7 protein-coding genes are annotated in these 12,366 nt (G+C 74.1%); all 7 read left to right on the top strand.

The window, feature by feature from the left end; all coding sequences use genetic code 11:
* Positions 1 to 3 precede the first annotated feature (3 nt).
* The 7 genes from ACT2CW_RS15030 to ACT2CW_RS15000 all read left to right on the top strand — a co-directional run bounded on the left by ACT2CW_RS15030 (position 4) and on the right by ACT2CW_RS15000 (position 12,305).
* On the top strand, positions 4 to 537 hold the full coding sequence (locus tag ACT2CW_RS15030) for a phage baseplate assembly protein V (RefSeq protein ID WP_182473933.1): 534 nt from the start codon (positions 4 to 6) through the stop codon (positions 535 to 537).
* 74 nt (positions 538 to 611) lie between these two features.
* Positions 612 to 959 (top strand): hypothetical protein, encoded by a 348-nt coding sequence (locus ACT2CW_RS15025; protein ID WP_037947567.1) that lies wholly within the window; start codon positions 612 to 614, stop codon positions 957 to 959.
* On the top strand, positions 956 to 1,369 hold the full coding sequence (locus tag ACT2CW_RS15020; protein WP_445516918.1) for a GPW/gp25 family protein: 414 nt from the start codon (positions 956 to 958) through the stop codon (positions 1,367 to 1,369). The genes ACT2CW_RS15025 and ACT2CW_RS15020 overlap by 4 nt, the downstream gene beginning before the upstream one ends.
* Complete coding sequence (locus tag ACT2CW_RS15015) at positions 1,366 to 4,560, top strand: putative baseplate assembly protein (RefSeq protein WP_445516917.1); 3,195 nt, start codon at positions 1,366 to 1,368, stop codon at positions 4,558 to 4,560. Before ACT2CW_RS15020 ends, ACT2CW_RS15015 begins: the two co-directional genes overlap by 4 nt.
* Positions 4,557 to 8,510 (top strand): putative baseplate assembly protein, encoded by a 3,954-nt coding sequence (locus ACT2CW_RS15010; RefSeq protein ID WP_445516916.1) that lies wholly within the window; start codon positions 4,557 to 4,559, stop codon positions 8,508 to 8,510. Before ACT2CW_RS15015 ends, ACT2CW_RS15010 begins: the two co-directional genes overlap by 4 nt.
* A complete protein-coding gene (locus ACT2CW_RS15005) occupies positions 8,507 to 10,708 on the top strand; it encodes a hypothetical protein (RefSeq protein ID WP_445516915.1) in 2,202 nt (733 codons plus the stop codon). Before ACT2CW_RS15010 ends, ACT2CW_RS15005 begins: the two co-directional genes overlap by 4 nt.
* A gap of 61 nt (positions 10,709 to 10,769) precedes the next feature.
* The gene (locus ACT2CW_RS15000; RefSeq protein WP_445516914.1) at positions 10,770 to 12,305 is read left to right on the top strand and encodes a DUF6519 domain-containing protein; all 1,536 of its coding nucleotides are present in this window, start codon (positions 10,770 to 10,772) and stop codon (positions 12,303 to 12,305) included.
* Positions 12,306 to 12,366: the final 61 nt, after the last annotated feature.

Below are 12,366 nucleotides of genomic sequence, written 5' to 3'. Positions count from 1 at the left end.
CCTATGGCGGCAACGCCCAACAACCGCTTCCTCGGCAAATTCCGGGGCCGGGTGCGGGACAACCAGGACCCGCTCGGCATCGGCCGGATCACCGTCGAGGTGCCCGATGTCCTCGGCGATGAGCCGTCGACCTGGGCCATGCCCTGCTTCCCCTTCACCGGTGAGCAGCAGCGGCCCGCCGGGCAATACGTCGTGCCGTCCGTCGGGGCCGGGGTGTGGGTGGAGTTCGAGCAGGGCGACCCCAGCTTCCCCATCTGGACGGGGTGCTGGTTCGGGGCCAGGGAGCAGCTCCCGGAGGACGCCCGGACCGATCCGGCGACCGCGCACCCCGTGGTGATCCAGACACCGGGGAAGCACAAGATCGTGATGTCCGACGTTCCGGCCGAGGGCATTCTGCTCCAGGCGCCCGGCGGCGCGTCCATACGGATCGACGCGACCGGAGTGCACATCGACAACGGCCAAGGGGCCTCCGTCTCCCTGGTCGGAGACCAAGTCGACCTGAACCAGGGCCGGTTGACCGTGCCCAAGAAGCGATAGCCCCAAGAAGCGATAGCCACAAGCGATAGCCACAAGAAGCGATGGTCAGCAGCCAACGGGGAGGGACAAGCGACGTGTCCGGGAATTCCGGCAACCTCGTCAGCCATACCGCCGTGATCAGTTGCCCGCACGGCGGACGCGTACAGGCGGCATCCGGTGCGTCGTCGTCCGGTGTGCGGCTCGACGGGCAGCCCGTGCCGACCGCCGACGACGTCTTCACGGTCGTCGGCTGCCCGCACACCGTCGACCGCGTCCCGCTGCCGTGCACCACCGTCCGGTGGACGCCGGACCGCGACACGGTGCTGATCGACGGCGTGCCCGTCCTGCTCGACACCTCCTCGGCACAGTGCTTCAGCGCGGGGCTCGTGCCGCAGGGGCCACCCGTCGTCTCCGCCGCGCGGCAAGGAGTCATGTGCGGATGAGGACACCGACAGGCAGGACACGGACCGGCAGAACACACACCGTACGGACCGATATCGCCTTTCCGTTCCGTATCGACCGGCGCGGGCGCACCGCGCATGCCGGCCACGACGACCACATACGCGATCTGATCGAGCAGTTGCTCTTCACCAGCCCCGGCGAACGCGTCATGCGGCCCGACTTCGGCTGCGGGCTGCTCGACCTCGTCTTCACGCCCAACAGCCCCGAACTGGCCTCCGCCGTCGAGCTGTCGGTCCAGGCGTCGCTCCAGCGCTGGCTCGGCGAGCTGATCGAGGTGGAGTCCCTGGACGTGGTCAGCGAGGAGAACGTCGTACGCGTCCATCTGCGGTACGTGGTGCGTGCCACCGCCGGGCTGCGCGATGAGGTGTTCGAGGGGAGGGGCGCCGCGTGAGCCACCCCTCCACCGCGTCACGGCGCGATCGCATCAGGGCCGCCCACCTCAACGGGGTGGACGCCGTCGAGGTCGGCGACGACGGCATCACCCTCACCGTCACCTTCCTCGGCAAGGCCCCGCACGGCCTCTGCCCGGAGAACGTACGCGTCGACGGCGGCCGCCGGATCACCGGCATCGAGGTCATGGAGATCTCCGTCGAGCGCGAGGAGGACCCCGAGCTCGACGACAAGCTGTACGTCACCGTGGACCGGGCCGGGGACACCTCCGCCTACCGGCTCTCCCTCGTGGACACCGACCCCTACGGGCGGCCCGGCACCGAGCCCTTCCCCGGCTTCGACCAGCGGTACTTCTCCGCCGAGTTCACCTTCCGGCCCGACTGCCCCAGCCCGTTCGACTGCAAGGACGAGACCCCAGACCTCCCGGCCGCATTCGCCCCCGCCCCCGCCCCCGTCATCGACTACACCGCCCGCGACTACGAAACGCTCCGCCAGGTCGTCCTGGACCGGCTCCGTCTCACCACCCCCGACTGGGCCGAGCGCAACGCCGCCGACCTCGGCATGACCCTGGTCGAGCTGCTCGCCTACACCGCGGACCAGATCAGCTACCAGCAGGACGCGGTGGCCACCGAGGCGTATCTCGACACTGCCCGCCGCCGGGTGTCCGTACGCCGCCACGTACGGCTCATCGACTATCCGATGCACGACGGCTGCAACGCCCGCGCCTTCGTCACCGTGGAGACCGTCGAGCCGCTGACGCTGAACCCGGGGGAGTACCGCTTCGCCGCCGTGGACATCCGTACGCTCGGCCCGCTGGACCGGCCCGACATCGGGGCCGTGCTGGACGACCGGGAGCTGGCCGTGCTCGACGAGCGCGGATCGGTGGAGGTGTTCGAGCCCGTCGTCACCGGCCAACCCCTCCACCTGCGGCCGGAACACCACCGCATCCGCCTGTGGACCTGGGGCGGCGAGGTGTGCTCGCTGCCCGTGGGCGCCACGTCCGCCACGCTGCGCGACGCGTGGGCCGACGAGGAGTGCCGGGACCGCGTGATCGATCTGCGCCCCGGCGATCTGCTGCTCTTCGAGGAGGTGCGGGGGCCGCGCTCCGGGACGCCCGGCGACGCCGACCCCTCGCACCGGCAGGCCGTGCGCCTCACCTCCGTCACCCCCGCCGTCGACCGGCTCGCCGAGCAGCCGGTGCTGGAGGTCACCTGGGCGCGGGAGGACGCGCTGGCCTTCCCGCTGTGCCTGGCCACCCGGGGCGGTCCGGACTGCGCGCCCGTCGAGGACGTCAGCGTGGCGCGCGGCAACGTGGTGCTGGTCGACCACGGCCGCTCGCTGACCTTCTGCTGCGGCACACCGGAGACCCTCACCGTGCCGCCCGTCCCCGCCGTCGCCGGGTCCTGTGACCCACCCGCCTTCGGCTGCTTCGACAAGGACGCCGGGAACGCCCCGGCGCGGCTCATCGACTCCCTGCTGGACCGGGCCCGCCACGGGCGGCAACTCACCCCCGACGACGTACGGGAGCTGTTCACCACCGTCGGCCCGGAGGCCACCGGCCGGGCCGGGATCGGCCTGGAGTCGGCCGGGCAGCGGCGCGAGAAGGTCGTGCCCGGCACCGCGTACGCCCAGGCCGAGGCCCTGCGGACACTGCTCGCCCAGTCCGTCTACCCCGGGATCCGGCCGCGCTTCCGGCCCGTACTGCACCAGGCGCCCGTCACCCAGGCCGTGCCCTTCCCCGATCCGCGCCATATCGCGGCCGGGCAGGCCGAGCACCTGGCCGCCATCCCGGGGCGGGTGCGGCAGCGGCTGACCGAGCTGTGGCGCAGCGCCCGGGACCGCGACGGGCTCTCGGACGAGGAGATCGCCGAACTGGCCGTCCTGTTCGGGCTGCGCGTCCTGGAGCGCCTCGAACTCGCCCGCCACCCCGTCCGCGCGCTGCGCGAGCTGCTGCACCGCTGCGACCGGCTGCTCGATGCCAAGCTGGGGCGCCTGGCCGCACTGACCGCCAGGGCCCGGGCGGGCACCGTCCTGGACGGGCGCATCGCCTGGGAGATCGCGCACAGTTGGGGCCGGGCGTACGCCGCCGGGCTGCGCCCGGAGGATCCGGTGCTGCACGGCCCGGCCGCCGCGCTCGTGCAGGACCCACGGGCCGCGCTTCCCGCCGTGACGATCGAGGACGGCGACGGGACCTGGACACCGCGCCGCGATCTGCTCACCTCCCGCCCCCGGGACCGCCACTTCGTCGGCGAGCTGGAGGACGACGGCCGGATCGCGCTGCGCTTCGGCGACGGCCGGTACGGCGCCGTGCCGAAGCCCGGGGCGCGCCTCGCGGTCCACTACCGGACCGGCGGTGGCACGGCGGGCAACGTCGGCCCCGAGGCCATCAACCACCTGGTGCTGTGCCGGGATCCGGAAGCGGCGGACACCGGACGGCCGCTGCCCGTGGCCGGGGTGCGCAATCCGCTGCCCGCCGTCGGCGGCACCGAGCCCGAGCCGGTCGAACAGGTCCGCCAGCTCGCCCCGCTCGATCTGAAGCGCACCCGGCACCGGGCCATCACCGCCGAGGACTACGCGGCGCTCGCCGCCGCACTGCCCGGGGTGCGGCGCGCGGCGGCGGAGATCCGCTGGACCGGCAGTGTGCGGGAGGCGCACATCGCCATCGACGCGTACGGGACCGGGACACCGCCCCCCGCCCTCCTGGACGCGGTCGCGCACGCCCTGGAGGGCTACCGCCGGATCGGACACGACCTGGTGGTCGGCCCGGCCCGTGGCGTGCCGCTGGACATCGCGCTCGAGGTGTGCGCGGCGCCCGGGCACCAGCACGGGCAGATCCTCGCCGAGCTGTACCGGGCGCTGGGCAGCCGCCGGCTCTCCGGCGGGCGGCTCGGCTTCTTCCACCCCGACGCGCTGACCTTCGGCGAACCGGTGCGGCTCAGCCGCCTGGTGGCCGTCGCCGCGGCGGTGCCTGGGGTGCTGAGCGTCGAGGTCACCCGGCTGCGGCGGCTGTGGCACGAGGGGCTGGAGGGGCCCAAGGAGCCCGATGACGACACCTCGTACGAGACATCACACGGCGAGGCGCTGGAGGAGGGCATCCTGCGCATCGGCCCCCTGGAGATCGCCCAATGCGACAACGACCCCGACCGGCCCGAGAACGGCCGCCTGGTCATCGAGCTGAAGGGGGCCCGATGAGCGACCACCCCGACCACCCCGACCACGTCAACTCCGGTGGCTGCGACTGCGGTTGCGGCGGGCACGACGAGCGCCGGGCCGCCCCCGGCATCCCGCACAACCCGCCCGGCCGTACCGCCCTGGACTATCGTGTCGGAGACCACGGCTCGTTCCTGGCCGCCATGCTCGACCGGCTCGCCTCGCCCGCCTACCCCGCGCTGCGCGGCCTGACCGTACGCACCCCGGACGACCCGGCCATCGGGCTGCTGGACGCCTGGGCGGTGCTGGGAGACCTGCTGACCTTCCACTCCGAGCGGATCGCCGACGAGGGCTATCTGCGTACCGCCCACGACCCCCGCTCGCTCGCCCTCCTGGGGCGGCTGGTGGGGCATGTGCCACGGCCGGGCGTGGCCGCCGACACCCACCTCGCGTACACCCTGGACCGGGATCCGCGCGCCGAGGACGTGGTGGTGACGATTCCGCGCGGGGCCATCAGCCACAGCGTCCCGGCGGCCTCCGACGAGGAGTCGCAGACCTTCGAGACCAGCGAGGACCTGACGGCCCGATGGGCGTGGAACGAATTGGCGGTGCGCCGCCGCCGGCCCGCCCTGATCGGCCCCGACGATCTGAAGCGCCGCTCCGAGCTGCTGGTGTCCGGAACCTCGCTCGGGCTGACCGTCGGCGACAAGCTGCTCTTCGTCTTCGGCGGGACGGCGGAGTCCGGGGGCGGCGGCCGGAGGCTGCTGCTGCCGGTGGCCCGGGTGACCGTCGACCGCGACGAGGACGTGACGGCGATCGGGCTGCCGGGGTCCGCCCCGCCGTCGCTCGAGGAACTGGTGGACGAGGTACGGCGGTGGATCACCGACCCGGAGGCGGCCGAGGACCCGGACGACCGGGGGGACGCCGAGCCCACGCCGGACCACCCCGATCCGCGTCCCGTCAGCCGCCTGATCGAGGAGTTCGACGCGCAGGTCCTGGCGCCGCTGCGGGGCGACCTGGACGGGATCACCACGCCCGGGCAGCTCGTCCGGCGGCTCGCCGAACCGCATGACCGGCTGGCGGAGGCGCAGGTGCTGGCCGCCCCATACGAGGAGGTCGCCGCCTGGTTCGAGCGGCTGGAGGCGGTGCTCGGCGAACTGCGCGAGCGGGCCGGGGAGTTGGATGCCGCCGGGTCCGGCGAGGTGCGGCTGCGGTCCCAGCTCGCCGAGGACCGGCCCGCGGCCGACGGCGCGACCGGAAGCCACGGCCCCGCCACCGGGACCCATGGCACCGCCGCCGGGACCCACGGCCCCGCCCACGGCACCGCCGCCGTACGCGCGCTCGGCGCCGTCCTGCCCGCCCTGCGCACCCGTGTCGTACGGCCCCCGTCCGGCGCCCGCGCCACGGTGGCGCACGATCCGCGGCGGCTCTTCGGGCCCGGCTCCGACCTGACCGCCGGGCTGCTCGCCGCCCTCGACCCGAGGGTGGCGAGCGGGATGTACACGGCGTGGCGCCGGGCCACCCCGGCCGCCACCGCCCCGCCCGGGACCGTCCCGCTGCTGCGCGAGCTGCTGGCGATGCGGGTGACGGCCGCGCCCTTCGGGGCGATGGCGCCGCTCAAGCCGGTGCAGGACGACCGGGGCCGGGTCATCCGGCAGACCGACTGGCCGCTGACCGGCGGTGAGCTGACCGCCGTACGGATCGTGTACGACACGGCGGTCAAGGCGCCGGTGAAGGCGGAGTTCCAGCACATCGAGACCGGGACGTCCTGGCAGCGCAGCGAGAACCTGCCGCAGACCGCCGAGTTCGAGCTCGGCCCGGGACGGGTGCAGCTGTCCACCCGCGTCGGCCAGGACCACGACCTGGGCTGGCTCCGGGGCCGTCCCACCGACTCGCAGGAACCCGGCGTCACCGCCACCCTGCTGCCCGGACTGCCCGCGCTCACCCTGTTCGTGTCCCGGCCCGCCGAGGACGGGCGGGTGCATGTGGTCGTGGACGACGGAGAGCCCAAGCAGTGGATGCTCAGCCGTGGCGAACCCGTGAAACAGATCGGCTACGGCGCCTATGAGCTGACGCTGCGGTTCACCCCCGGCAGTGAGCCCCCGGCCGTCGAGATCGGCATCGCCACCGTGCCGGAGCCCACCAACCGCTATGTGCTGCCACTGGATTCGGTCCAGGACTCCATCACGGTCGGCAGCTGGGTGGCCGTCGAGCGCCCCCGCAAGGGGTCCGGCGAGCCGGACGGCATCCCGGGCGACAGGAACCTCGCCTCCGTCACCACCCGCGTCGTCGCCGTGCGTACCGCCGCGTACACCAACTACGGCATCACCGGCCGCGGCACCCGGCTGACCCTGGCCGACCCGTGGCTCGACGAACACGATGTGCTGCTCTCCGCCATCCGCGACACCACCGTGCACGCGGGCGGTGAGCCGCTGCGCCCGGCGGACGAGCCGCTGGGCGAGGATGTGCACGGCAACGAGATCGAGCTCGCCGAGCTGTACGACGGGCTGCGGCCCGGCCGCCGGATCGTGGTCTCCGGCGAGCGCGCCGACATCCCGGGTCCGGCCGGTCCGGGCGCCCCGGCCGGGGTCCGGGGCACGGAGCTCGCGGTGATCGCCGCCGTGGACCAGCGCGTCGATCCCGACCTGCCCGGCGACCATGTGCACACCACCCTCACCCTCACCGCCGATCTGGCCTACCGCTACCGCCGCGAGACGGTCCGGGTCCAGGGCAATGTCGTGCCCGCCACGCACGGCGAGAGCCGGGACGAGGCGATCGGCAGCGGCGACCCGGCCGTGGCCAACCAGACCTTCACGCTGTGGCAGTCGCCGCTGACCTGGCTCCCCGCGGACAACCCCCTGGGCGCCACCCCCGCCCTCGAGATCCGCGTCGACGGGCTGCTGTGGCACCGGGTGGACAGCCTCGCCGGACGCGGACCGCACGAGCGCGTCTACGTCACCGGGATCACCGGCGACGGGCGGACCACGGTGACCTTCGGCGACGGGGCGCACGGCGCCCGGCTGCCCGGCGGCCACGAGAACGTACGGGCCCGCTACCGCTTCGGCACCGGCGAGGCCGCCAACGTGCCCGCGGACCGGATCACCCAGGCCCTCACCAGGCCCCTCGGCGTCACCGCCGTCACCAATCCGCAGCCCGCCACCGGCGGCGCGGACGGCGACGGCCCGGGCCTGACCCGCCGCACCGTCCCGCTCGCGGTCTCCGCGCTCGACCGGCTGGTCTCCCTCCAGGACTACGAGGACTTCGCCCGGTCCCGCGCGGGCATCGGCCGGGCCGCCGCCCGCGAACTCTTCGACGGGCGGCGCAGGGTGCTCCATGTGACCGTGGCCGGAGTGGACGACGCGCCGATCGGCGCGGACGCGGAGGTGCTGCGCGCCCTGCGCACCTCGCTGGCCGCCTACGGGGACACCCGGCTGCCGGTCCGGGTCGATGTGCGGGAGCTGGTGCTGCTGGTGCTGGTGGCACGGGTGAAGGTGGCGCCGGACCACTCCTGGGAGCTGGTCGAACCCCGGCTGCGCCAGGCCCTGCTGCGCGAACTCGGCTATCCGGGCCGTGAGTTGGGGCAGCCCGCCGCGCTCTCCGAGGTCCTGGCCACCGCCCAGTCGGTGCCCGGAGTGGACTATGTGGACGTGGACGCCTTCACCGGCGTCCCGGCCTCCAGCACCCCGCGGGAACTGGCCGACCTGGCCGCCCGGCTGACCGAGCCCAGTGCCGTGGTCCCCGCCCGGCCCGCCGAGTACGCCGAGGACACCTACCGGGTCACCGCCACCGGCGGCGAGACGCTCACCGACATCGCCGGACGCCACGGCATCCCGCTCGCCGAACTGCTGCGCCTCAACCCCGACATCACCGACACCCGACGCCTGGCCAAGGGCCGCTCGGTGTCCGTCTTCCGCGGCATCCGCCCGGCGCGGCTCGCGATGTTCTCACCCGATGTGCCGGACACGCTGATCCTTACGGAGGTCACCTCATGAGCAGGGAGCCGGACGGGCTCGCCGAGCTGCTTCCGCAGTGGCATCGCCTCAGGGACGCCGAGGCGGGCGAGCCGCTGCGCGCCCTGCTCGCCGTGCTCGCCGAGCAGGTCGACCGGGTACGCGACGGGGTGGAGCGTCAGTACGACGACTGGTTCGTGGAGACCGCCACCGCATGGGTGCTGCCGTACTTGGGCGATCTGGTGGGCTACCGCCCGCTGCCCGGCTATGAGCGGGTGCGGGCCACCGGACTGCGCGACGGCGGGCCGCCGGACGCCTCCCCGGCGCGGCTGGCCGAGGCGCTGGCGCCGCGCCGGGACGTGGCCGCCACCGTGGCCCACCGGCGGCGCAAGGGCACGCTCGCGCTGCTGGAGGAGGTCTCCGCGTCGGTGGCCGGATGGCCCGCCCGCGCCGTCGAACTCTCCCGGCTCACCGCGCACCAGCAGCCGGTCAGGCTCTACGGCGGGACCGGCGGCGCGGCGGCTGACCTGCGCAGGCTCTCCCGGGGCCGGCTCGCCGACCTCCGGGACGGGGCGGCGCTCGACCTGGCGGGCGGGCCGTTCGGCACGGTGGCGCGCTCGGTGGACGTACGGCGCGCGGGCTCCCGCCGCAGACAGGGCGGCCACACCCCGGCCGGGGTCGGGCTGTTCGTGTGGCGGCTGAAGCCGTACCACGTGACCAGGGCGCCCGCGTACTGCGTCGACCGGGCCCGCAACCTCTACACCTTCTCGATCCTCGGCAATGACACCCCATTGGTGACCCGCCCCGAACCCGAGCCGTCCAGCACGTGCCCCCTGCCTTCGGCGGGGGGACCCCCGGCGTCCATCGACAACGTGCCCGCGTACATCCGCCGCCGGCAGCTCGCCGACCATCTCCTCGACTCCTACGGACCGGGCAAGAGCTTCACCATCTGGCGGGACGGCCACGACGAGCCCGTACCGCCGTCGGACATCGTGGTGGCCGATCTGACGGACTGGCGCTACCGCGCCAAGCGCGGCCAGGTGGTCATCGACCCCGAGCTCGGCCGGATCGCCTTCGGCTCGCGCACCGCGCCGCGCCACGGCGTCTGGGTCACGTACCACTACGCGTACCCCGACGACATGGGCGGCGGGGAGTACGACCGGGACGACCGCGAGACCTCCCCGGCCGCGGAGGTCTACCGGGTCGGCCCGGGGTGCGCATACCAGCGGATCATGGACGCGTACCGGCAGTGGCAGCACGACCGGCGGGGCGGGCGATGCGGCCCCGAGGGCATCATCGAGATCACCCACAGCGGCGCCTACCAGGAGCAGCTGGACTTCGACCTGGACCCGGGCGACCGGCTCGAACTGCGCGCCGCCGAGGGCACCCGGCCGGTGATCCGGCTGCTGGACTGGTACAGCAACCGCCCCGACGCGCTCAACATCCGGGCGCGCGAGGAGCACGGGAACACCGGTGGCGAGGCGCCGCGCATCGTGCTGGACGGGCTGCTGATCGCGGGGCGCGGCCTCAATGTCACCGGGCCGGTCGGCGCCGTGGTGCTGCGCCACTGCACCCTCGTCCCCGGCTGGTCCCTGGAGCCGGAGTGCGAGCCGCGCTCGCCCGACGAACCCAGCCTGGTCCTGGAACACACCACCGCGTGTGTCCAGATCGAGCGCAGCGTTCTCGGCACCATCGAGGTGATCGGCGAGGAGGTGCACACCGACCCGCTCGCCCTCCACATCCGCGACTCCATCCTGGACGCCACCGGACACGACCGCCCGGCGCTGTCCGCCCCGGACTGCCGCCACGCCCACGCCGTACTGCACGCCCACCGCACCACCGTCATCGGCGAAGTGCACACCCACGCCGTGCGGATCGGCGAGAACAGCCTCTTCACCGGGCGGATGCACGTGGCCCGGCGCGGTGTCGGATGTCTGCGGTTCAGCTATGTGCCGCCGGGCTCGCGCACCCCGCGCCGCCACCGCTGCCAGCCGGATCTGGTGGGGGCCGAGGAGGCGTGGCGGGTGCGGCCGCTGTTCAGCGGCGAGCGCTACGGCACCCCGGTGTACGGGCAGTTGGCGGCCGGATGCGCGGAGGAGATCCGCCGGGGCGCCGAGGACGGCGCCGAGATGGGCGCCTTCCACGACCTGTACCAGCCGCAGCGCGAGGACAGCCTGCGGGCGCGGCTCGCGGAGTACACACCGGCGGGCACGGACGCGGGAGTCATCGCCGTGACATGAGCCGAGTCGAGTCCGAGCCGCGCCCGCCAGACTTCCGAACCTTCCGAGGGGGACCCCTTCCATGTACGCCGATCTCTCCCGACTCACCTTCCGGTCCGACCGGCGCTACTCCGCCGTCGTCGCCCAGCAGGGCCGCGTCACGCTCGACGCCGACGCCAACGAGCAGACCGCGATCCAGCTCCACCAGGCCCGTACGCTCGCCGCCGACCTGATCGGACAGCACGGCGGCCCGTCCGGGGACGCCGGTTTCCGCATCCGGTTCAAGGGCGGCAGCCGCGATCTGGACGACCTGATCATCGAGGGCGGCCGCTACTACGTGGACGGCATCCTGTGCGATGCGACCCGGCCGCTGCCCGGTGCGGCCGTCGACGACGAGGCGGCGGACGGGGCCTCCGGCACGGAGGGCGAGGCCGACCCGCCCGAGCCCGACGAGCCGCCCGCCACCTGGACCTACTGGGACCAGCCCGACGCCTACCGGGACCCGGAGCGGCCGGGCGACCGGCTGCCCGAGCAGCGTCCGTTCCTGGTCGCCCTGAAGGTGTGGGAGCGGTCGGTGACCGCCGCCGAGGACCCGGCGCTGCGCGAGGTGGCCCTCGGCTCGGCGATGCCGGACACGGCGGCGCGGGTCAAGGTGGTCTGGCAGGTGCTGCCGGTGGAGAGCTCGGCCCTGGACCTGGAGAACCCGGGAGGGGCGAGCAAGGAGCAGGTGGGCAAGGCGTTCGAGGCGTGGGCGCGGAAGGCCACGGCGCCCGGGTCCCGGCTGGCGGCGCGCGCCGAGCGGCCGGAACACGCGGACCAGGACCCCTGCCTGGTCCGCCCGGACGCCCGCTACCGGGGGCCGGAGAACCAGCTGTACCGGGTGGAGATCCACGAGGGTGGCACGGCCAAGGAGGCCACCTTCAAATGGTCCCGGGAAAACGGCTCGGTGGTCTTCCCCGTGGATGAACTCGACGGCACCTGGGTGGAGTTGGCGTCGCTGGGCAGCGACGACAAGCTGGACCTGAACGTCGGGGACCTGGTGGAGTTCGTGGACACCGCCTACACCAGCCGGGGCGAACCGCTGCCGCTGCTGCGGGTGGAGGAGGCCGACCTGCCGGGGCGGCGGGTGCGGCTGTCCGGTGAGCCCGAGCCGGGCGTCGGACGCCGCCCCGAGCTGCGGCCGTTCCTGCGCCGCTGGGACCACCGGGAGCCCACCCGGCGCCCCCGCAAGGGCGCGGCGGCGCGGCTGAAGCGCGGTGCGCTCAAGGTCGAGGAGGGCCGCTGGCTGCCGCTGGAGGACGGTGTCGAGGTGTACTTCGCCCCCGACGGCGCCTACCGCTCCGGGGACCACTGGCTGATCCCGGCCCGCACCGCCACGGGCGGCGTGGAGTGGCCGGTGAACGCGGCCCGCAAACCGCTCCTCCAGGCCCCGGCCGGAATCCAGACACACTACGCGCCCCTGGCGTGGGTGACCGCCGAACAGGCGGAGCTGGACCTGCGGAGGGTGTTCGGGCCGCTGGCCGTGCCCGCCCCGGCCGCGGACGCGTCGGCGCTCGCGGCGGAGGCCGAAGCGGCCGCCGAGACCAGGGCCAGGGAGGACACCGAACCGGAAACGTAGGCCCGGCGCGGAGCCGATTGAGTTCCGTGCCCGTGGCATCCGTACATCACCATGCCTCATC

Source organism: Streptomyces sp. NEAU-174 (genome assembly GCF_052665095.1).
The sequence above is the reverse complement of the archived record's forward strand: the minus strand, read 5'-3'. Positions and strand labels throughout refer to the sequence as shown.